Origin of the sequence: Kribbella sp. NPDC051770 (assembly GCF_040681455.1) — a bacterium.
Lineage (GTDB): Bacteria > Actinomycetota > Actinomycetes > Propionibacteriales > Kribbellaceae > Kribbella.
The window spans coordinates 132,424-154,003 of sequence record NZ_JBFAYT010000001.1; the positions used below are offsets into that span (position 1 = coordinate 132,424).

Here is a 21,580-nt window from a genome sequence, read left to right on the forward strand (position 1 = left end):
GCCCATCTGAGAGGTGACCCTTGTCCCGATTCCACCCCCGGCTGCTCGCCCCGGCCGTCGCCGTCGCCCTGGTCGCCGGTACCGCCTGGGCCGTCCCAGCAGCCGGTGACCAGCCAGCTCCCAGCGCACAGCCGGCCACCGCACGGTCGGCCAGCCTGCAGCCGGTCACCGTCACCCTCGTCACCGGCGACCGCGTCACCACCCGCAAGACCCAGGACGGGACCGTCGGCGTCGAGGTCCACCCCGGCCCGGGCCGCGAAGGCGTCCTCTTCCACAAGCTCACCCTCGGCAAGCAGCAGAGCGTGGTCCCGGTCGACGCCGTCCCGCTGATCGCCGCCGGTATCGTCGACCCGCGCCTCTTCGACGTCGCCCTCCTCGCCGACCTCGGCCTCGACGACGCCTCCAGCCCCACGCTCCCACTGATGATCCGGTACGCCGGACAACCGCGCGCCGTCCGCCAGTCCCTCCCGGCCGGGACCACCGTCGACCAGGAGCTCCCGATCGTCGACGCCGTCGCCGTCCGCCAGGAGCGCACACGAGCGACCGACCTCTGGCGCAGCTGGACGAGCACCGCGCAGGCGAAGCGCCGTACCGCCCTCTCCCCTACGGTCAAGAAGGTCTGGCTCGACGGCGGGATCAAGCCGAACCTCGACCGCAGCGTCGCCCAGATCGGCGCGCCGACGCTGTGGCGGCACGGCATCACCGGCAAGGGCGTCAAGGTCGCCGTCCTGGACACCGGGTACGACGCCACGCATCCCGACCTGAAGGACCGGGTCGTTGCCACCGACAACTTCACCACCGACACCGGCGTCGTCGACCGGATCGGGCACGGCACCCACGTCGCCTCGACCGTGGCCGGCACCGGCGCGGCTTCGGGCGGCAAGTACCGCGGCGTCGCGCCGGACGCGGACCTGATGATCGGCAAGATCTGCGGCTCCCGCAACTGCGAGGACTCCGACATCATGGAGGGCATGCAGTGGGCCGCGACCCACGGCGCCCGGGTGGTCAACCTGAGCGTCGGCGGTGGCCCGACCGACGGTACCGACCTGGTCGCCCAGGCGGTGAACGAGCTGACCGCGAGCACCGGCACGCTCTTCGTCGCCTCGGCGGGCAACTTCGGCGCCGACGGCACGGTCGGCAGCCCGGCGGCCGCGGACTCCGCGCTGGCCGTTGCCTCGGTCACCAAGTCCGACACGCTCAGCGTCTTCTCCAGCCGCGGCCCGCGGCTCGGCGACCTCGCGGTCAAGCCCGACATCGCGGCCCCCGGCGACCGAATCGTCGCAGCCCGCGCGGCCAACACGCCGCTGGAGTCGTTCGCCGTCAACGCGTCGTACGCCGAACTCTCGGGGACGTCGATGGCCGCGCCGCACGTCACCGGCGCCGCCGCGCTGCTCGCGCAGCTGCACCCGGACTGGAAGGCCCCCGAGCTGAAGTCCGCGCTGATGAACTCGGCGCTCGATCTCAAGGGTCTCGGCGTCTTCGCGCAGGGCGCCGGCCGGGTCGACCTCGACCGCGCCCTGACGCAGACCGTCATCGCCAGCCCGAGCAGCCTGAACTTCGGGCTCCAGACCGCTCCCCACACCGATGACAAGCCGGTCACCCGCCAGGTCACCTACCGCAACGACAGCAGCAAGCCGGTCACGCTCTCGCTGCACCTGCAGGCCTCGACCCGCGTCTTCCGCCTCGCCAAGTCGCTGGTCAAGGTTCCCGCGCACGGCACCGCGACGGTCGACGTCACGGCGAACACCGCCACCAACGTCCCCGACGGCCCGTACGGCGGCTGGCTGATTGCCCGCGGCAACGGCATGGAGATCCGCAGCACCATCGGCGTCGGCAAGCAGGTCCCGAGCTTCACCCAGGAGCTGAAGATGCTCGACCGCGACGGCAAGCCCGCGGTCAACGACGACCAGCACGTCTCCGGCGCGTACGTCGTCGACGTCGACCGCAAGGTCGCCTACCTGGCGAACCCCGGCGACAAGCTCCAGCTCCCGCGCGGCCGCTACCTCGTCGACGCGTTCACCACCGTCTTCAACGCCAACGGCCTCGGCTTCCGCGACGCGACGTACTTCGGTGAGCCCGACCTGGTCGTCGACAGGCCCGGCACGATCACGCTCGACGGCCGCAAGGCCCGCAAGATCGCGCTGAAGTCGCCGGTCACCGGCGCGCACCCGGCCGCCGGCGGCGTCGGGTTCGTCCGGCCGCTCGGCGACGAGACCTACGTCGGCGGGGTCGGCGTCGCGACGTCGTTCGAGCCGGACTTCTTCCCGAACCTGTACGTCGTACCGAACGTCACCGGGTCGAGGAAGACGTTCACCGGGTTCGCGCACCTGGCCTGGGCCGGGATGCCGGACGGCCAGAGCCCGGACCGGGACTTCTTCCTGGACAGCCCGTACGTCTACCACGACGTGACGACCTGGCCCGGCCGCTTCCCGGCGAACCCGTCGCTGGTCACCGACCGGCGCGACTACGCACACCTCGACGCGTCGTACGCGAGCGCGGACGCGGGTGTGAAGGCCAACAACTACAGCTACCCGACGCTGCCGGCGCCGGAGCCGAGCGGGCGCTGGACGCCGCTGTTCGTGTTCACCCCGGCGGTCGTGATGAACCTGCCGTTCCGGCGCGACGAGTACTACTCGGCCAAGGGCGTCGCCTGGGCGTTCGAGAACGAGCTGTACCGGCGGCTGCCCGACGACGGCGTCGAGTACACCGCGCTGGTCGACTCCCAGCACGTCGTCTACCCGGCCGGGCGGACCACGAAGGTGAACTGGCAGCGCGGTGTCTTCGGCCCGAGCCTCACCGACGCGCGCGGTGGTCTGCCGGGACGGGACAAGCAGCCGTGGACGTTCCGCGACGGCGACAGCCTGAACGTGGTGGCGCTGATGCACAGCTCCGGCGCGGGCACGTTCGGGGACGCGCTGACCGACTCCGAGCGGACGACGGTGACGCGGAACGGCGTCGAGATCGGGGCATCGGACGCGTTCAAGCAGCAGACGTTCGCGCTGCCCGCGGAGCCGGCGACGTACGTGCTGAAGAAGGAGGTCACTCGGGGGTCCGACGAGCGCTTCAAGCTGTCGACGCGGAGCGAGGTGGCGTGGACGTTCCGGTCGGCGCGGACGCCGGACGGGGTGGCGTCGGCGCTGCCGCTGATGACAGTCCGGTGGTCGCCGGTGCTCGACGAGCGGAACGCAGCGCCGGGTGGGCGGTTCGAGGTGCCGCTGACGGTCGAGCACCAGTACGGCGGTCCGCGGCGGCCGGTGGTTTCGGTTGCTGTTCAGGCGTCGTACGACGACGGCCGGTCGTGGGTGAACGCTGCCGTGCGGCGGACGGCGAGGGGCTGGACGGCGTCGCTGACGCAACCGAGCAGCGGCTTCGTCAGCCTGCGCACCGTCGCGATCGATGCCGCAGGCAACAAGGTGGACCAGCGCGTGACCAGGGCGTACGCGCTGCGCTGACCGGCTCCCGGCGGTCTCGGGCTGAGGGGCCTCGGACCGCCGGGCGCGCGGAATCGGGAGGCGAAACCGGTGCGGGTTCGGGAGAATGCGGTGCATGCTCCTGGTTCCGGCGGACCCGCTGAATCCGCGCCGCGACGATCCCCACTTCGCCGCGCAGGCCCACGCTGCGCGCGAGCTGGGGATCGTTGTCGTGCGGGTCGACCACGACGCGCTCGTCCGCGGCGAGGCGGAGCTTCGGGTGCCGGCGGCCGAGGACGCGGTGTACCGCGGGTGGATGCTCTCCTCCGCGCAGTACGAGTCGTTCGAAGCTGGTCTGGCCGAGTGTGGTGTCCAGCTGCGGACCTCCGCCGACGAGTACCGGACGGCGCACGAGCTGCCCGGCTGGTACGAAGGTCTCCGCACCGTCACCCCCGAATCCGTCTGGACCACGGGCGGCGATCTCACCGAGCTGCTGAAGGCGACCCGCGCGCTCGGCGGCGGCGCGGGCGTGCTGCGCGACTACGTGAAGTCGATGAAGCACTACTGGACCGAGGCCTGCTTCCTCCCCGACCTCACCGACGAGGCCGCGGTCGAGCGGATCGGCGCGCGGTTCCTGGAGCTGCGCGACGACGCCTTCACCGGCGGGTTCGTCGTACGGCGGTACGAGGAGTTCAGCGGCGCCGAGGCGCGGACCTGGTGGGTCGGCGGGCGCTGCGTCCTGACGACGCCGCACCCGGACACGCCTGACGAGCTGCCGACGGGTCTCGACCTGATCGAGGTCGAGCCGCTGGTCGCCGAGCTGGCGCTGCCGTTCGTCACCGTCGACCTCGTACGCCGGGCCGACGGCGCCTGGCGGGTGGTCGAGCTGGGCGACGGGCAGGTCAGCGACTGGCCGGCGGGACGCGATCCCGCCGACCTCATCACTGCCTTGTTCTAGCGCCGCCGCGCCTTGACGACGATCAAGCGGGACTCCTCCGCGAGTCGCTCGTCGTGCCAACCACCCCGCAGCTCGATCCCCTCGAACCCGCTCGCCGCCAGGTCGGCGACCAGCTCGGCGGCGGTGCGGAAGTACAGCACGGTGGTGAAGACCTTCTCGCGGCCGTCCTCGAACACGTTGTACGCGTCGAAGGTCACCCGGCCGTGCTCGACCGAGGTGACCTGCATCCACTCGCGGAGCAGGCCGAACGGGGTCTCGTGCTCGGTCGCCTCGGTGGTCCAGTGCTCCCAGGCCCGGCGGGCGGGGTTACGGGTCTCGAAGCTGATCACGCCGCCCGGGCGCAGCGTGGCGGCCAGGTGGGTCAGCGTGGCCCGGAGGTCCTCGACGTGCATGATCGCGTTGCCGCTGCTGATCACGAGGTCCGCGCTGCCGTCGCCGGGCAGCGCGGCGGCGTCGCCGTCGATCCAGATCACGGAGTCGGCGCCGGGCTGCCGGCGGGCGTAGCCGAGCATCGTCGGGCTCGGGTCGACGCCGATGACCGTGCGCCCAGGACCAGCCAGCGCCCGCGTCAGCAACCCGGTGCCACAGCCCAGGTCGACGATCGTCAGACCGCGGGCCCGGCCCGCGACCGCATCCCCCTGATCGGCGGTCGTCTCCGCCTCGATCCGGTCCGCCAGCGCTCGGTAGTACGCATGATCGTCACCAGCAGCGTTGTCCTCGTCGTACAGCTCGACCAGCTGCTCGTCGCCGTGCGGGTCCTCGGGCATGCGTAGCACCGTAGGCACGCAGGGTGCCACCCGCAACGGCTTTTCACGCCGTACGGGACAATGGTCGGTGATGACGCTGACCGAGAAGCTGCCGGACTCCACCGAACCCGACGCCCTGTACGACGCCTTCGCCACCTGGGTGGGCACGCAGGGCATCTCGCTGTACCCGGCGCAGGAGGAGGCGCTGATCGAGGTGATGACCGGGTCGAACGTGATCCTGTCCACCCCGACCGGTTCCGGGAAGAGCCTGGTCGCCACCGGCTCGCACTTCGCGGCCCTGGCCAACGGCAAGCGCACCTTCTACACCGCGCCGATCAAGGCGCTGGTCTCGGAGAAGTTCTTCGCGCTCTGCGACATCTTCGGCGCCGACAAGGTCGGCATGCTGACCGGTGACGCCTCGGTGAACGCCGGCGCACCGATCATCTGCTGCACCGCCGAGGTGCTGGCCAACGTCGCGCTGCGCGAGGGCGCGGCCGCCGACGTCGGCCAGGTGGTGATGGACGAGTTCCACTTCTACTCCGAGCCCGACCGCGGCTGGGCCTGGCAGGTGCCGCTGCTCGAGCTGCCGAACGCGCAGTTCATCCTGATGTCGGCGACGCTCGGCGACGTCGAACGCTTCAAGCTCGACCTGAACCGGCGGACGGGCCGTCCGACCGCGATCGTGTCGTCGGCCGAGCGCCCGGTCCCGCTGGTCTACAAGTACGTCACCACGCCGCTGCACGAGACGCTCCAGGAGCTGCTCGTCACCAACCAGTCGCCGGTGTACGTCGTCCACTTCACCCAGGCCTCGGCGCTGGAGCGCGCGCAGGCGCTGACCAGCATCAACGTCTGCACCAAGGAGGAGAAGGACAAGATCAAGGAGCTGATCGGGCACTTCCGGTTCAGCTCCGGGTTCGGGCGGACGCTGCAGCGGCTGGTCATGCACGGCATCGGCGTGCACCACGCGGGCATGCTGCCGAAGTACCGGCGGCTGGTCGAGCAGCTGGCGCAGGCCGGGCTGCTGAAGGTGATCTGCGGGACCGACACCCTCGGCGTCGGGATCAACGTGCCGATCCGGACCGTCGTACTGACTGCCCTGAGCAAGTACGACGGCCGCCGGCAGCGCATCCTCAAGGCCCGCGAGTTCCACCAGATCGCCGGCCGCGCGGGCCGGGCCGGGTACGACACGTCGGGCACGGTCGTCGTCGAGGCGCCCGACCACGTGATCGAGAACGTCCGGGCGATGTCCAAGGCCGGTGACGACCCGAAGAAGCAGCGCCGGGTGCAGAAGAAGAAGCCGCCGGAGGGGTTCGTCACCTGGGGCGAGGACACCTTCGACCGGCTGGTCGCGGCCGAGCCCGAGCCGCTGCAGTCGCGGATGCGGGTCAGCCACGCGATGCTGCTGAACGTGATCGCCCGCGACGGCGACGCGTTCGCCAGCATGCGGCACCTGCTCCAGGACAACCACGAGGACGCCAGGGCGCAGGTCCGGCTGATCCGGCGCGCGATCCAGATCTACCGCACGCTGCTCACCGCCGGCGTCGTCGAGCGGCTGGACGCGCCCGACGAGTTCGGCCGGTCGCTGCGGCTGACCGTCGACCTGCAGAAGGACTTCTCGCTGAACCAGCCGCTGTCCACGTTCGCGCTGGCGGCGCTCGACCTGCTCGACCCCTCGGATCCTTTGTACGCACTCGATGTGGTGTCCGTGGTCGAGGCGACGCTGGAGGATCCGCGCGCCGTACTGATGGCGCAGCTGCACCACGCCAAGGGCGAGGCCGTCCAGTCGATGAAGGCCGACGGCATCGAGTACGAGGAGCGGATGGAGCTGCTCGACGAGATCAGCTGGCCGAAACCGCTCGAGGAGTTGCTGCAGGCAACCTTGGAGATCTACCGGCAGACGCACCCGTGGATCGCCGAGGCCGGGCTCTCGCCGAAGTCCGTCGTCCGGGACATGTTCGAGCGCGCGATGACCTTCGGCGAGTTCGTCCAGTTCTACGGGCTGGCCCGCTCCGAGGGCATCATGCTGCGCTACCTCAGCGACGCGTACAAGGCGCTGCGGCAGACCGTCCCGCCGGACAAGGTGAACGACGACCTGACCGACCTGATCGAGTGGCTCGGCGAGGTCGTCCGGCAGACCGACTCCAGCCTGCTCGACGAGTGGGAGGAGCTGACCAACCCGACCGCCGAGGAGGTCGCCGTCGTCCCGGTGCTCGCCGGGCCACGCCGGATCACCTTGAACACCAGGGCGTTCCGGGTGCTCGTGCGGAACGCCCTGTTCCGCCGGGTCGAGCTCGTCGCGCTGCACCGGTGGGCCGAGCTGGGCCAGCTCGACAACGAGTCAGGCTGGGACGCGGGGCGCTGGGCCGAGGCCGGTACGGCGTACTACGCCGAGCACTCCTCGCTCGGGACCGGTCCGGCCGCGCGCGGCCCGGCGCTGTTCATGGTCGAGGAGCACCCGGGGTACTGGGAGGTCCAGCAGATCATCGACGACCCCGAGGGCAACCACGACTGGCGCATCACCGCGACGGTCGACCTCGGCGCCTCGGACGAGGCCGGCGAGCTGGTGCTGGAGATGGTGTCGTTCAAGCCCCTGTAGAGCTTTGGGCAGGCCAGGCGACGTCGACCTCGGTCTCGGCTTCGTAGTCGACGCCGTCGACGTCGAAGCCGTACAGCCGGCGGACCTCGGCGAAGAACCAGGCTGCGTCGGCGACCGTCGCGATGTTGTCCTGGGTGACGGCGTTCCACTGGTCCTTCACCGCGTCCTGCACGGCGGGATCGAGCTCCCAGCGGTCGAGCCGTAGCCGGCCGTCCTCGTCCAGATCGGGCGTGGTCTCGCCGGTCAGCTGGTCCCAGAGGGCGATCGACTGCTGGATCGGGGTCTGCATCTTCGCGCCGAGCACCTTGTGCAGCAGGCTCACGTACAGGCCGATGCCGGGGATCGCGGAGCTGGCCTGGGTGACGGCGGCGCCGTTCACCGAGGTGAGCGCTTTGACACCGTCGCGCGTCGAGAGCTCCTTGGCGGTCTGCTCCAGGTGCGCCTTCGCCGCGCCGATCGAGCCCTGCCGGTAGATCGGGCCGGTCAGCTCGCTGCCGATGTAGGTCAGCGCGACCGTGGTGAACCCGTCGTTCAGCAGGTTCCGCTCGGCCAGGGCGTCGACCCACCGGGTCCAGTCCTCGCCGCCCATCACCTGGACGGTCTCGGCGATCTCCTCGTCGGTCGCCACGTCGAGGCTCGCCTCGGTGAGCACCGGGTCGGTGCCCTCGAAGGCGATGCTCTTGGTCGTGTACGGCGTACCGATCGTCTTCAGCGCCGACTGGTACGTCGTACCGGTGCGCGGGTCGACCCGGCGCGGGGCCGCGACGCTGTAGATCAGGTAGTCGACCGGGCCGAACTCCTTGGCGACCAGGTCGAGCACGTCGTCCTTGGTGGTGTCCGCGAAGGCGTCGGCGTTCACGAAGTGGAAGCGGCGGCCGGCGCTCTCGGCGTACCGGGCGGTGGCGGCGGTCCGGTACCAGCCGGCGGTCGCCGTACGGCGTCCCGGCTCCTTCTCGAAGCTGACGCCGACGCCGTCGATCCCGTACCTGGCCAGGCCCGCGATGGTCGCGGCGAGTCCGTAGCCGGAGCTGGAGCCGATCACGAGTGCGACGGGCTTGCGGTCCGGCGTACGGGCGTCGACCTGGCTGATCAGGTCCTCGACCACCCGCTCGCACCCGGCAGGGTGCGAGTCGAGGAACAGGAACCCACGGCCGACAGGCTTCACCACGCGCTCAGTCATGCGGACGACCCTAACTGACCTTGCAGTTAGTTCCAGTACAGCTCTGCGTCGTCGGGCTCCACCGTGACGTCGGCACCCAGCCTGCGCAGGTTCCCCGCGAAGTCCGTGTAGCCGCGGTGCACGTGGTGCGCCGCCGAGACGAGCGTCTCGCCCTCGGCCGCCAGGCCCGCGATCACCAGGGCCGCGCCGGCGCGGATGTCGCTCGCGACCACCGGAGCTCCCGACAGCCGCGGGACGCCGCGGATGACCGCGTGGTGCCCGTCGGTCTGCACCTGCGCGCCGAGCCGGGTCAGCTCCTGCGCGAACGTGAACCGGCCCTCGAACAGGTTCTCGGTCACCATCGCCGCGCCGACACTCACCGCGTTCATCGCGATGCAGAACGCCTGCAGATCGGTCGGGAACCCGGGGTAGGGCAGCGTGACGACGTCGACCGACTTCGGCCGGTCGTTCATCCGCACCCGGAACCCCTGCTCCAGCACCGAGATCTCCGCACCCGCCTTGTGCAGCTTGTCCAGCGGCAGCTCGAGGTGCTCGGCGTGCCCGTTCGTGATCGTCACGTCACCCTTGGTGATGGCAGCCGCGAACGCCCAGCTCCCGGTGACGATCCGGTCCGGTACGACGACGTGGTCGACCGGCTGCAGCAGCCCGTCCACCCCGGTCACCTCGATCCGCGGCGACCCGGCGCCCTCGATCTGGGCGCCCATCTGGACCAGCATCTCGGCGATATCCTGGATCTCCGGCTCGCGGGCCGCGTTCTCGATCACCGTCGTGCCCTTGGCCAGCACGGCGGCCATCATGATCGTCTCGGTCGCGCCGACGCTCGGGAAGTCCAGCCACACCTCGGCGCCGGACAGCCCCTGCGGCGCCTCGGCGATCACGAACCCGTGCTCGATGTGCACCTTCGCGCCCATCGACTCCAGCCCCGCGACGTGCATGTTCAGCCCGCGCGAGCCGATGTTGTCGCCACCGGGCAGCGCCACCTCGGCCCGCCCGCAGCGGCCGAGCAGCGGCCCGAGCACCGAGATCGAGGCGCGCAGCTTGCGGACCAGCTCGTAGTCGCACTGGTGGCCGATCTCGCCCGGGACCGCGATCGTCGCCGTACCGGCGTCGCCGTCGACCTTCACCGAGCAGCCCAGCGTGTCCAGCAGCTGGGCCATGAAGGTGACGTCGAGGATGCCCGGCACCTGCCGCAGCGTCGTCGTCCCCTCGGCCAGCAACGCCGCCGCCATCAACTTCAGCACGCTGTTCTTCGCGCCCTGCACCTCGACGGAGCCGTCGAGCCTTGCCTCACCAGAGATCCTGAACCGTTCCACCCGCCGACAATAGGCCATGACCCCCTGTTCTGCGCAGTCGCGAGCAGGCGCGCGGCGGAGTGCCTCGCGGTGCTGGGGCCGAGGTTGCGATGCGAAGCATCGTGGCCTTGGCCCCAGTGCCGCGAGGTGCCCGCCGCGGGTCGCGCAGCACGCGCAGAACAGGGGGTCATGGCCTGTAGCGCCCTGCGGTTTCGGGCTTGCGTAGAGTGCCGTGACATGGCTGTGAACTTGACGCGGATCTACACCAGGACCGGGGACGCCGGCGAGACCCGCCTGGGCGACATGAGCACGACGACCAAGACCGACCCGCGGCTGGCGGCGTACGGCGAGGTGGACGAGGCGAACTCGACGATCGGCGTCGCGATCGCCGCCGGCCACCTGAACTCGGCGATCGTCGTGCTGCTGACCAGGATCCAGAACGACCTCTTCGACGTCGGCGCCGACCTGTGCAACCCGATCCAGCCCGACCCCCAGTACCCGCCCCTGCGGATCACCCAGGACTACATCGACCGCCTCGAAGCCTGGTGCGACGACTACAACAGCCGCCTCACCAAGCTGCGCTCGTTCATCCTCCCCGGCGGCACTCCGGGTGCGGCTTATCTGAACGTCGCCCGCACCGTGGTCCGCCGAGCCGAACGCGCCGGCTGGCTCGCCGTCGAGGCCCACGGCCCGTCGGTCAACCTCCTGGCCATCACTTACCTCAACCGCCTCTCGGACCTGCTGTTCATCCTGGGCCGGGTCGCCAACCTCTCCAGCGGCGGGGATGTCCTGTGGGTCCCCGGCGGCGACCGCGAAAAGCAGTAGCCACCGAAGCCCGGCCGCCCCCGACGGCCGGGCTACGAGTGGTCGGTGTAGGTCCAGGTCACAACCCCCGCCCCGAGCCGCGCCAACCGCGCCACGAGCTCCGGCGTCAACGTCATCCCGTCCTGACCACGCTTCGGCGACCACCCGATCACCACATCCACCTCCCGCCCCTCGGGCAACCCACCGAGCTGCTCTCCGCGCTCAGCGAGCAAGACCTCCAACCCGTCCAGATGCTCGTTGAGCGGCCGCTCCTGTCCCACCGGCACGTCGTACACCCACACGCCGGGATCCCGAGGCGACCGCTCCACTTCCAGCCCCACCTGGCGGGAGATTTCCTCCGCGGTGAGCCCGGGCACTCTCACGCGCACAGCAACAGTCGCCCACGCGTCGGCGTCGCTCGTCACAGCTCCCCCGGGAGGTCGGCGTACGGGTCTTCGATGGTTGGGTACGCCGGGGACAGGAACGGGTCCTCGCGGATGCTCAGTTTGCCGCGGGCCAGGACCGTCACTCGGAAGGCGTTGTGGCCGGGGTGCTCGGTGGTTTCGTCGTCGCGCTCGTAGATCAGCCCGTACGACGCCGGCAGCAGCCGGATGACCTCGGCGAGGAGGTCGTCGATCAGTTCGGTTTCGTGGGCTCGGCGGCGGTTCGCGTGGCAGGTGAGGGTCAGGGTGAACGTGCCGTTGAGGATTCGGACGTCGGCGGCGAGCGTGGGGTCGGTCCAGGCGGCGACGCGCTCCGCAATCGCGGTGGCCTTGGCATACTGACCGCCGCTGTCGCCGTCGTACACGTTCTCGTGCAGGCGGATCCACAGGTTGACCTCGTACATGCTGCTCAGTCTTCAGGACTCCTGAGCAGGTGGCGATTGGGTTTGGGCGCGGTACTCCGTGGGCGTGAGACCCACCAAAGTCCGGAAGCGGCGGGCGAAGTACGTCGGGTCGGGCCAGCCGACGGCGGCGCCGACTCGGGAGGTGGGGAGGGTGGAGTCGGTGAGGAGGAGGGCTGCTTGTTCGGCCCTGAGACGAGCCAGGTGGGCCAGGGGGCTGAGGCCGGTGTGGTGTTTGAAGAGGCGGCTCAGGTAGGCGGGGTTGAGGTTGGTGAGGTGGGCGAGTGAGTCGAGGGTCCACGGGTGGGCGAGGGCTGACTCGAAGTGGGTGATGGTGGTGGTGACTGCGGGGTGGATGGGCGGGGTCACGGGGTGGGTGGGGCGGCCGTCGGCGAGGGTCGCCAGGACAACCGTGAGGCGGGCGAGGGTGAGGGCCGGGGTGGTGGGGGTGGCCAGGTGGGTGATCAGTGCGATGGCGTCGTCGGCCGCGGTCGGAGTGACCTGGAGGGTGGCTGTGCCGTGGTGGGCGGTGGTGGGCCAGAGGAGGTCTCGGAAGGCCGGGAGTTGTTGCAGGGCGTTCAGTTCGGTGCGGAGGGAGCGGGTGGAGACGCAGCAGTTGGCGACGGTGAGGTTGTCGCAGGCTGTGAACGCGTGCCAGGCGCCTGGTCTGAGGATGAGGACCTGGCCGTGCTGTACGGCGTACGAGCCGCTGCTGGTCTGGTGACGGCCGGCTCCGGGGCCGATGACGGCGAGCTCGAGGAAGTCGTGGGCGTGCGGGTCGACGCCGGTGGTGAGGTGGTGGACGCTGCCCCAGACCGGGCCGCCCTGGAACAGGGTCGCCTCGTGCAGGGTTTCGGGCATGTCAGGATCGTACGATGGTAGGCGCGGACTGTCCTGGCCCTGAAGCGCAGGAAAAGCGACTGTTGAGCTATGACAGACCTAGTTGCGGAGTACCGGAAGAACGGATTTGTCCGAGTGCCGGGAGTGCTCACGGCGGAGGAGGTCGAGCGTTATCGCACCCGGGCGGCGAGCTATTTGGAGGCGCATCGGGCCGACCGGCTGCAGCGGGATGCGATCTTCAGTCAGCTGGTGAACGTGTGGCAGCACGACGACGTACTGCGGGAGCTGACCCTGCATCCCAAAATCGCGAGTACGGCGGAGCAGCTCGCCGGCTTCCCGCTCAGGATCTGGCACGACCAGATGCTCGTGAAGGAGCCGAACAGCAACGCCGCCACCCATTTCCACCAGGACCGCCCGTACTGGCCGCACGCCAACGACCGGCTCCCGCTCTCAGCCTGGATCGCACTCGTCGACGTACCGCCGGAGCGCGGCTGCATGACGTTCCTCCCCGGCACCCAGACCGTCACCGATCTGGAGCCGCAGGACCTGAGCGACGAGGAGGACCTGTTCACCCGCGCACCCGAGCTGCGCTACGCGCCACGCGTGACGATCCCGCTCAAGGCCGGCGACTGCACTTTCCACAGCGGCTACACCGGGCACATGGCGTTGCCCAACACCACCGACCAGGCACGCTTCGCCCACGTCAACATCTACATGGACGCCGAGACCGTCTACACCGGCGCCCCACACCCGGTGACCGATCCGTTGAAGCTCACCAAGGGCGACCAGCTGAACGGCGACGAGTTCCCCAGTCCAGCTAGGTGAGATGCCAGCTCAGCGGCATCGTGAGCGCGCCGCTCGGCGGGAGACCGAGCGCGGTGTAGACCGACGATGCCAGGCCGTCCAGCGTCAGCGGCTGGGCGGTGACCGCAAGGTCCTCGGTCGACGTCGGTGGACGCAGGCGGTCGAGGAAGGAGCGGCTCGGCGCGGTCACGACGGCGATCTCGTCGCGGTCGAGGCCGGCCCGCGAGCAGGCCAGCTCGAGGGCGTGCTCGAAGCCGCCGAGCTCGTCGACGAGACCGCGCTCGTGCGCGTCGGCACCGGTCCAGACACGGCCGCGGGCCAGGGCTTCCAGGGCGTCGACGGCCAGGCCCCGGTCGTCGGCAGCCTTCGCGACGAAGTCGGCGTAGATGCGATCGAGCGTTTCCTCCAGCCGCTCCCACTGGGCCGGCGAGAACTCCTCCTGGGCGGAGTACATCCGCGCGTTCTCGCCCTCCGACACCGCCTGCTGGGTGATGCCGATCCGGCCGAGCGCGTCCCGTACGACGCCCTTGCCGGACAGTACGCCGATCGAGCCGGTGATGGTGCCGGGCTGCGCGACGATCACGTCGGCAGGCATCGCGACGAAGTACCCACCGGACGCCGCGACGCTGCTCATCGACGCGATCACCGGCTTGCCGGTCGACCGCAGCCGCAGGACCTCGTGCCGGATCGCGTCCGAGGCGACGTACGAGCCGCCCGGGCTGTCGATGCGCAGTACGACGGCCTTCACCTTCTCGTCGGCGGCGACAGCACGCAGCGCGGCCGTGATCGTGTCCGAGCCGGTCCGCGGACCGCCGAGCGGGCCGCCACCGGAGTTGCGGCCGACGGTGATACCGCCGCTGACGCGGATCACCGCGACGGCGGGCTTCGGCGGCCACGGGAGCTGGTCGAGGACGTCGTGCACGGTCCGCGGCGGGCGCCGGTGGTACCGCTCGACGAGCAGCGCGGTGGTCTCCCCCAGGCGCTTCTCCAGCTCGTCGTACACGTCGGACCGGTAGCCGAGGCGATCCACCAGCCCCGCCGTACGCCCGGCCTCAGCGCCCAGCGGTGCCTGATCGACAAGCTCCCGCACCTGAGCGACCGTCAGCGACCGCCCCTCGGCGATCCCCGCGACGATCTGCTCGTACGCCGACTCCGCCAGCCGCGACGCCATCTCCTTCGCCGGCCCGGTCATCTCCTTCTCGGTGAAGGTGTCGACCGCCGTCTTGTACTCGCGGCGTTTGCCGAACTGCGGGATCACGCCCGCCTTGTCCAGCGCACCCCGCACGAACGTCGCCTGCACCGAGACCCCGGTGATCCCGAGCTCCCCCGACGGCTGCACCCACACCTCGTCGAACGCCGTCGCCAGGTAGTACGGCACCGTCCCGCCGCCGACCTCACCGAACGACTCGGTCCACGCGATCGCCCGCTTCCCCGACGCCCGGAACCCGGCGACGGCAGCCCGCAGATCCTGCACCTGAGCAAGCGACAGCGCCGGTCCACCCACGTGCGCGACGAGCCCGACCACCTGCTCGTCAGTCGCCGCCTTCCGCAACCCGGCGACCACCTCCCGCACCGTCGGCAGATGCCGAGCCCTGAACGCCGCCAACGGCGAAGCAGGCGGCGTCTCCACCACACCCCGACTCAGATCCAGCTCCAGCAAGATGCCCGTCATACCCCGACCCTAGACGGCCGGGACAAGGCTCAGCAGCAACAGCTAGTGGTACGTCTGGCTGCTCGGTGGGGCCGATTCCATCCAGGCGAGTACGCCGGTGAGGGCTTCCTCGGTCATCGCGAAGTGGACGGTGCGGTCGCGGAGCTCGGCGTCGACGATCACGTGGCCGGCGTACGTGACGAGGGGCTCGTTGCCGACCGGGCGGCGGGTGGTCACGCCCTGGAGCTGGCGGCGGTTCACGACGAGCTTGGGCCACCAGGCGAGGCTGAAGACCCGGAACCACTGGAGGTCGTCGCCGACGTAGCGGGCCAGGCCGAGGGCCCAGCCGCGGCCGTGGTCCTTCTCAGCGAGCTGGAGGCTGCAGTCGAACGTGCCGCCGTCCCTGGACAACCAGCGACGACGGCACGCGAAAGCGACTACCAGCAGTACGGCAGCGAGAAAACAGACCCCGACCACATCGAGGACTGTCCTCATATGCCAACCTCATTCCTACTGCCAACTGTATGTATTCAATTATTACAGGGTGGGTCAGGAGACCTTCTCGGCGGCCCGCACTCTGGCCTCCGCGAGCCGGACCTGCTCCTGCTCGTCCTCGCTGTCGGTCCCCGCGGCCTGCGCCTGCTCGAGGGCCCGCTTGGCCTCCTCGAGGTCGATGTCGTGCCCCATCTCGGCGTTCTCGGCCAGGATCGAGACCCGGTCGTTCGCCACCGAGATGAACCCGTCCGGTGCGGCGGCGACGAAGTACTCGTCGTCGAGGGTCCGCACCTGGACCGTACCGCCCTGCAGCAGTCCGAGCAGCGGCGCGTGGCCCGGGAGGATGCCGACGTCGCCGTCGGTGGTGCGGGCGATGACGATCTTCGCCTGCCCCTCCCAGACCACCCGCTCGGCCGCGACCAGCGCGACCTCGAGGTGCTTGCCGGTGTCCTCGGCCATCAGACGGTCAGAGCTCCTTCTGGAGCTCGGCCCAACGCCGCTCGACGTCGTCCAGCGACCCGGTGTTGAAGAAGGCCTGCTCGGCGATGTGGTCGGTCTCGCCCTCGGTGATCTTCTTGAACGACTCGATGGTGTCCTTCAACGGCACCGTCGAACCCGGGGTGTTGGTGAACTTCTCGGCCATGTACGTGTTCTGCGAGAGGAACTGCTCGATCCGGCGCGCGCGGGCGACGGTGATCTTGTCCTCCTCGGAGAGCTCGTCGACACCGAGGATCGCGATGATGTCCTGCAGCTCCTTGTTCTTCTGCAGGATCTGCTTCACCCGGACGGCCACGTCGTAGTGCTCCTGGCCGATGTACTGCGGGTCGAGGATCCGCGACGTCGAGGTCAGCGGGTCGACGGCCGGGTACAGACCACGCGACGCGATGTCACGCGACAGCTCGGTGGTCGCGTCCAGGTGCGCGAACGTGGTGGCCGGCGCCGGGTCGGTGTAGTCGTCGGCGGGCACGTAGATCGCCTGCATCGAGGTGATCGAGTGACCACGCGTCGAGGTGATCCGCTCCTGCAGCACGCCCATCTCGTCGGCCAGGTTCGGCTGGTAACCCACCGCGGACGGCATCCGGCCGAGCAGCGTGGAGACCTCGGAACCGGCCTGGGTGAACCGGAAGATGTTGTCGATGAAGAGCAGCACGTCCTGCTCCTTCACGTCGCGGAAGTACTCCGCCATCGTGAGGGCCGACAGCGCGACGCGAAGGCGCGTGCCCGGCGGCTCGTCCATCTGACCGAAGACCAGCGCGGTGTCCTTGAAGACGCCGGCCTCCTCCATCTCACCGATCAGGTCGTTGCCCTCACGGGTGCGCTCACCGACACCGGCGAACACCGAGGTGCCACCGAAGTTGTGCGCGATCCGGTAGATCATCTCCTGGATCATGACGGTCTTGCCGACGCCCGCACCGCCGAACAGGCCGATCTTGCCGCCCTGCACGTACGGCGTCAGCAGGTCCAGCACCTTGATGCCGGTCTCCAGCATCTCGGTCTTGGACTCGAGCTGGTCGAACGCCGGGGCCTTGCGGTGGATCGGCCAGCGCTCGGCGATCTCGAACTCGGACTCGTCCTGGTTCAGGCACTTGCCGGTCACGGACCACACCCGGCCCTTGGTGACGTCGCCGACCGGGACGGAGATCGCCGCACCGGTGTCGCGCACCTCGGCACCGCGGACCAGGCCGTCGGTGGGCTTCATCGAGATCGCCCGGACGATGTTGTCGCCGACGTGCAGCGCCACCTCGAGGGTGATCGTCGTGGTCTCGCCACCCAGGGTGATGTCCACCTCGAGCGCGTTGTACATGTCCGGCATCGTGTCCGCAGCGAACTCGACGTCGACGACCGGGCCGATCACCCGGGCGACGCGACCGACGCCGCGGGCGCCCGCCTCGTTGTTGTTCTCGGTAACCGTGGCAGTCATCTCTCTCACTCGCTCCCGGCGTTGGCATCGGCGAGCGCACCGGCGCCACCGACGATCTCGCTGATTTCTTGGGTAATTTGGGCCTGGCGCGCCTGGTTGGCCTCACGCGTCAGGCGCTCGATCAGGTCCTGCGCGTTGTCGGTCGCGGACTTCATCGCCCGCTGCCGGTTGGCCAGCTCGGAAGCGGCCGCCTGCAGCATGCAGTAGTGGATCCGGCTGGCGACGTACTTGGGCAGCAGTCCGTCCAGCACGTCCTCGGCGGACGGCTCGAACTCGTACAGCGGCAGTACGTCGTCCTCGGCCGGAGCCTCCTCGCCCTCGACGACCTCCAGCGGCAGCAGCCGGATCACTTCCGGCCGCTGGGTGAGCATCGACACGAACCGGGTGAAGACGATGTGGATCTCGTCCACGCCGCCCTCCTCGGTCGGGGTCAGGAAGGCCTCGATCAGGGCGTCGGCGACCTCCCGAGCCCGGGCGAACGACGGCGAGTCGGACTCGCCGCTCCACGACTGCGCGACCTCACGCTGCCGGAAGGTGTAGTAGGCGATCCCCTTGCGCCCGGTCAGGTACGGCACGATCTCCTTGCCGTCCTCGCGCAGCAGCTGGTGCAGCCGCTCCCCCTCACGGATCACCGAGGACGAGTAGGCACCGGCCTGACCGCGGTCGGAGGTGATCAGGAGAACCGCTGCCCGCTTGGGGTTCGGCTTCTCGGTGGTCAGCGGGTGGTCGACGTTGGAGAACGTCGCCACCGCCGACACGGCACGGGTGAGCTCACGCGCGTACGGACCGGCCGCCTGGGCGCGTTGCTGCGCCTTGACGATCCGGGACGCCGCGATGAGCTCCATCGCGCGGGTGAGCTTCTTGATCGTCGAGACCGAGGCCCGGCGCTCGCGAAGCTCCCGCAGACTGGCTGGCATGGGTTGATCAGCCCCGCTTCTGCCGGACGATCTGCTCCTGCTCGACGTCCTCTTCGTCCATCGCCTTCGTCTCCTCGCGACCGACGAGCAGCTCGCCGCCGGAGGTCTGGAAGGTCGGCTTGAAGGCGTCCAGCGCGGCAGTGACGGCCTCGGCCGAGTCGTCCTCGAACTTGCCGCTCTCGCGGACGGCGTCGAGCACCTTGGAGTCGCGGCGCAGGTAGTCGAGGAACTCACGCTCGAAACGCAGCACGTCCTCGACCGGGACGTCGTCGAACTTGCCCGTCGTACCGGCCCAGATGGAGACCGTCTGCTCCTCGACCGGGTACGGCGAGTACTGCGGCTGACGGAGCAGCTCGACCAGTCGCTGACCGCGGTCCAGCTGGCGGCGCGAGGTGGCGTCGAGGTCGGAGGCGAACATCGCGAAGGCCTCCATCGCGCGGAACTGCGCGAGGTCCAGCTTCAGCGAGCCGGAGACCTTCTTCATGCCCTTGACCTGCGCGGCGCCACCGACCCGGGACACCGAGATACCGACGTCGATGGCGGGGCGGATGTTGGCGTTGAACAGGTCCGACTGCAGGAAGATCTGGCCGTCGGTGATCGAGATGACGTTGGTCGGGATGAACGCCGAGACGTCGTTGGCCTTGGTCTCGATGATCGGCAGACCGGTCATCGAGCCGGCGCCGAGCTTGTCGCTCAGCTTCGCGCAACGCTCGAGCAGCCGGCTGTGCAGGTAGAAGACGTCACCCGGGTACGCCTCACGGCCCGGCGGGCGACGCAGCAGCAGCGACATCGAGCGGTAGGCCTCGGCCTGCTTGCTCAGGTCGTCGAACACGATCAGGACGTGCTTGCCCTGGTACATCCAGTGCTGGCCGATGGCCGAGCCGGTGTACGGCGCGACGTACTTGAAGCCGGCCGGGTCGGACGCCGGGGAGGCCACGATGGTGGTGTACTCCATCGCGCCGGCCTCTTCGAGCGCGCCGCGCACCGAGGCGATCGTCGAGCCCTTCTGGCCGATCGCGACGTAGATGCAGCGGACCTGCTTCTTCGGGTCGCCGGACTCCCAGTTGGCCTTCTGGTTGATGATCGTGTCGACCGCGATCGCGGTCTTGCCGGTCTTGCGGTCACCGATGATCAGCTGCCGCTGGCCACGGCCGACCGGGATCATCCCGTCGATCGCCTTGATACCGGTCTGCAGCGGCTCGCGGACCTCCTGGCGGTCCATCACGCCGGCCGCCTGGAGCTCGAGCGGGCGGGTGCCCTCGAGGTCCTTGATCTCGCCGAGGCCGTCGATCGGACGGCCCATCGGGTCGACGACGCGGCCGAGGTAGCCCTCACCGACGGCGACCGACAGGACCTGGCCGGTCCGGCGGACCTGCTGGCCCTCCTCGATACCGTCGAACTCGCCGAGTACGGCGACACCGATGTCGCGGACGTCCAGGTTCAGGGCGATGCCCCGGGTGCCGTCCTCGAATTCCAGCAGCTCGTTGGTCATCGCCGAGGGCAGGCCCTCGACGTGCGCGATGCCGTCACCGGCGTCGACAACGGTGCCGACCTCTTCACGGGTCGCCGTCTCCGGCTCGTAGCTGGAGACGAAGCGATCCAGGGCGTCCCGGATCTCCTCCGGCCTGATCGTGAGCTCCGCCATTGTGCTTCCCTGCTTCCTTGACCTTGCTGGCCTGTTGTGGCTCTAAAGGCTTTGCCGACCCTTAGCGCCTGCTATGTCGTTAGGGGTCAGCCCGCGATGCGCCGTTGCGCCTCGTCGAGCCGGGCCGCGATCGTTCCGTCGATCACTTCGTCACCGATGTCCACCCGGACGCCGCCGACGACGCTCGGGTCGACGATGACGTTCAGCTGGATCTGGCGTCCGTACTGCCGGCCGAGCAGCTCGGCCAGCCGGTCCCGCTCGGCCGCCGTCAGGTCGGTGGCGACGCGCACGGTCGCGATGCTGGCGCTGCGCCGGGCCGCCGCGGCGACCTGGTACGCGCGCAGCGAGGCCGCGAAGCTGCGGCCCCGGCCGTCCACCGCACGCTCGGCCAGCCGCACGGTGACGGCATCGGCCTTGCCCTGCAGCAGACCGCGGAGCAGCTCCTGCCGCGGTGCCAGCGGGATGTTGCGGTCACTCAGCTTGTCGGCCAGCGCGCGCTCGGCCACGACCACGCGGTCGAGCCGGAACAGCTGGTCCTCGAGCTCGTCCAGCTTGCGCTCGCCGTCGGCGTACGCGACCTCGGCCTGCACGCTCAGCTCGTCGAGCGCGTTGCCCAGGTCACGGTTGCTGACCCAGCGACCGGCCACCGCGGCGGTCAGGACCTCCAGCGCCTGGTCGGAGATCTTGCCGCCGAACAGCTGCCGGACCAGGCCGGTCCGGCTCTCGGCGCCGCGCGCCGGGTCGGTCAGCGCACGGCGCAGCGACCCGTTGGTGTCGAGCACCTTGGCGACCGAGAACAGCTCGCCGCCGAGGCCTTCGGAGACGGTGACACCCGCCAGGGCCTGCTCGGCCCGGGCGAGTGACTCCTTCGACGCGCCGCGCATCAGCCGTCCGTTCCGACAGCCTGACGGGCGGACTCGCTCGACTCCAGCTCCTCCAGGAAGCGCTCGACCGTACGGCGCTGACGCGCCTCGTCCTCGAGCGACTCCCCGACGATCCGGCCGGCCAGCGAGGTAGCCATGGTGCCGACCTCGCTGCGCAGCGAGGCGACCGCCTGGGTGCGCTCGGCGTCGATCTGGGTCCGGGCGTGGGTCACGATCCGCTCGGCCTCGACGTTCGCCTGCTCACGCATCTCCGCGATGATCTGCGCACCCTGCTCACGCGCGTCCTCGCGAATCTTCGCAGCCTCCTGGCGAGCCTCGGCCAGCTGCGCGTTGTACTTGTCGAGCGCCGCCTTCGCTTCGGCCTGGGCCTGCTTGGCCTCGTTCATCCCGCCTTCGATCGCCGCGGTCCGATCGGCGTACGCCTTCTCGAACTTGGGGACGACCACCTTGGCGAAGGCGATGGCCAGCAGGACCAGGAAGACGAAGCCGAAGATGATCTCGGCGGTGTGCGGCATCAGCGGGCTCGGCGCTTCGCCGGCCTCGCTGAGCGGGAGCACTAACGTCATCATGTCTGAATCCTGTCAGTCGATGGA

At 69.9% G+C, this 21,580-nt stretch carries 19 protein-coding genes; 5 read left to right on the forward strand and 14 right to left on the reverse strand.

What is annotated here, in order from left to right; translation table 11 throughout:
- Positions 1-20: 20 nt before the first annotated feature.
- Both AB0M01_RS00625 and AB0M01_RS00630 read left to right on the forward strand, forming a co-directional pair.
- On the forward strand, positions 21-3,452 hold the full coding sequence (locus tag AB0M01_RS00625) for a S8 family serine peptidase (protein ID WP_363664714.1): 3,432 nt from the start codon (positions 21-23) through the stop codon (positions 3,450-3,452).
- A gap of 94 nt (positions 3,453-3,546) precedes the next feature.
- Complete coding sequence (locus tag AB0M01_RS00630) at positions 3,547-4,368, forward strand: ATP-grasp domain-containing protein (protein WP_363664716.1); 822 nt, start codon at positions 3,547-3,549, stop codon at positions 4,366-4,368.
- On the opposite strand, the gene AB0M01_RS00635 is transcribed toward AB0M01_RS00630, so the two are convergent.
- Positions 4,365-5,135 (reverse strand): class I SAM-dependent methyltransferase, encoded by a 771-nt coding sequence (locus AB0M01_RS00635; protein WP_363664718.1) that lies wholly within the window; start codon positions 5,133-5,135, stop codon positions 4,365-4,367. The two genes, AB0M01_RS00630 and AB0M01_RS00635, sit on opposite strands and share 4 nt — an antisense overlap.
- Before the next feature lie 70 nt (positions 5,136-5,205).
- On the opposite strand from AB0M01_RS00635, the gene AB0M01_RS00640 reads away from it, so the two are divergent.
- A complete protein-coding gene (locus AB0M01_RS00640) occupies positions 5,206-7,710 on the forward strand; it encodes a DUF3516 domain-containing protein (protein ID WP_363664721.1) in 2,505 nt (834 codons plus the stop codon).
- On the opposite strand, the gene AB0M01_RS00645 is transcribed toward AB0M01_RS00640, so the two are convergent.
- Together AB0M01_RS00645 and murA are read right to left on the reverse strand one after the other, a co-directional pair.
- The gene (locus AB0M01_RS00645; protein WP_363664723.1) at positions 7,697-8,890 is read right to left on the reverse strand and encodes a trans-2-enoyl-CoA reductase family protein; all 1,194 of its coding nucleotides are present in this window, start codon (positions 8,888-8,890) and stop codon (positions 7,697-7,699) included. The genes AB0M01_RS00640 and AB0M01_RS00645 overlap by 14 nt on opposite strands.
- Positions 8,891-8,916: 26 nt before the next feature.
- Positions 8,917-10,203 carry a UDP-N-acetylglucosamine 1-carboxyvinyltransferase gene (gene murA / locus AB0M01_RS00650; RefSeq protein ID WP_363664725.1) on the reverse strand — a complete coding sequence of 429 codons (1,287 nt, stop codon included), beginning with the start codon at positions 10,201-10,203 and terminating at the stop codon, positions 8,917-8,919.
- A gap of 216 nt (positions 10,204-10,419) precedes the next feature.
- Between murA and AB0M01_RS00655 the strand changes: the two genes are divergently transcribed.
- Positions 10,420-11,007, forward strand: a complete 588-nt coding sequence (locus tag AB0M01_RS00655) for a cob(I)yrinic acid a,c-diamide adenosyltransferase (protein WP_363664727.1) — start codon at positions 10,420-10,422, stop codon at positions 11,005-11,007.
- Between the two features lie 32 nt (positions 11,008-11,039).
- On the opposite strand, the gene AB0M01_RS00660 is transcribed toward AB0M01_RS00655, so the two are convergent.
- From AB0M01_RS00660 to AB0M01_RS00670, 3 genes are read right to left on the reverse strand one after another with little or no spacing between them, the layout of a single operon-like run.
- Positions 11,040-11,411 carry a hypothetical protein gene (locus AB0M01_RS00660; protein ID WP_363664728.1) on the reverse strand — a complete coding sequence of 124 codons (372 nt, stop codon included), beginning with the start codon at positions 11,409-11,411 and terminating at the stop codon, positions 11,040-11,042.
- On the reverse strand, positions 11,408-11,833 hold the full coding sequence (locus AB0M01_RS00665; protein ID WP_363664729.1) for an Imm7 family immunity protein: 426 nt from the start codon (positions 11,831-11,833) through the stop codon (positions 11,408-11,410). Before AB0M01_RS00665 ends, AB0M01_RS00660 begins: the two co-directional genes overlap by 4 nt.
- A gap of 12 nt (positions 11,834-11,845) precedes the next feature.
- On the reverse strand, positions 11,846-12,691 hold the full coding sequence (locus AB0M01_RS00670) for an AraC family transcriptional regulator (RefSeq protein WP_363664730.1): 846 nt from the start codon (positions 12,689-12,691) through the stop codon (positions 11,846-11,848).
- Positions 12,692-12,760: 69 nt separating this feature from the next.
- Here AB0M01_RS00670 and AB0M01_RS00675 point away from each other — a divergent pair, with 69 nt between their 5' ends.
- A complete protein-coding gene (locus tag AB0M01_RS00675) occupies positions 12,761-13,495 on the forward strand; it encodes a phytanoyl-CoA dioxygenase family protein (protein WP_363664731.1) in 735 nt (244 codons plus the stop codon).
- Here AB0M01_RS00675 and sppA read toward each other — a convergent pair.
- From sppA to AB0M01_RS00715, 8 genes are all read right to left on the reverse strand, one after another.
- Positions 13,488-15,146 (reverse strand): signal peptide peptidase SppA, encoded by a 1,659-nt coding sequence (gene sppA, locus AB0M01_RS00680; protein WP_363664732.1) that lies wholly within the window; start codon positions 15,144-15,146, stop codon positions 13,488-13,490. The genes AB0M01_RS00675 and sppA overlap by 8 nt on opposite strands.
- 42 nt (positions 15,147-15,188) lie before the next feature.
- Positions 15,189-15,620 carry a DUF2550 domain-containing protein gene (locus AB0M01_RS00685; RefSeq protein WP_344179057.1) on the reverse strand — a complete coding sequence of 144 codons (432 nt, stop codon included), beginning with the start codon at positions 15,618-15,620 and terminating at the stop codon, positions 15,189-15,191.
- 54 nt (positions 15,621-15,674) lie between these two features.
- Complete coding sequence (locus AB0M01_RS00690) at positions 15,675-16,079, reverse strand: F0F1 ATP synthase subunit epsilon (protein ID WP_363664733.1); 405 nt, start codon at positions 16,077-16,079, stop codon at positions 15,675-15,677.
- A gap of 7 nt (positions 16,080-16,086) precedes the next feature.
- Positions 16,087-17,541: a F0F1 ATP synthase subunit beta gene (gene atpD / locus AB0M01_RS00695; protein WP_363664734.1), complete on the reverse strand. Its 1,455-nt coding sequence runs from the start codon at positions 17,539-17,541 to the stop codon at positions 16,087-16,089.
- 5 nt (positions 17,542-17,546) lie between these two features.
- The gene (locus AB0M01_RS00700) at positions 17,547-18,458 is read right to left on the reverse strand and encodes a F0F1 ATP synthase subunit gamma (RefSeq protein WP_363664735.1); all 912 of its coding nucleotides are present in this window, start codon (positions 18,456-18,458) and stop codon (positions 17,547-17,549) included.
- 7 nt (positions 18,459-18,465) lie between these two features.
- Complete coding sequence (gene atpA, locus AB0M01_RS00705; RefSeq protein ID WP_363664736.1) at positions 18,466-20,103, reverse strand: F0F1 ATP synthase subunit alpha; 1,638 nt, start codon at positions 20,101-20,103, stop codon at positions 18,466-18,468.
- Between the two features lie 86 nt (positions 20,104-20,189).
- Positions 20,190-20,987 carry a F0F1 ATP synthase subunit delta gene (locus tag AB0M01_RS00710; protein WP_363664737.1) on the reverse strand — a complete coding sequence of 266 codons (798 nt, stop codon included), beginning with the start codon at positions 20,985-20,987 and terminating at the stop codon, positions 20,190-20,192.
- The gene (locus AB0M01_RS00715) at positions 20,987-21,556 is read right to left on the reverse strand and encodes a F0F1 ATP synthase subunit B (RefSeq protein WP_363664738.1); all 570 of its coding nucleotides are present in this window, start codon (positions 21,554-21,556) and stop codon (positions 20,987-20,989) included. Before AB0M01_RS00715 ends, AB0M01_RS00710 begins: the two co-directional genes overlap by 1 nt.
- Positions 21,557-21,580: the final 24 nt, after the last annotated feature.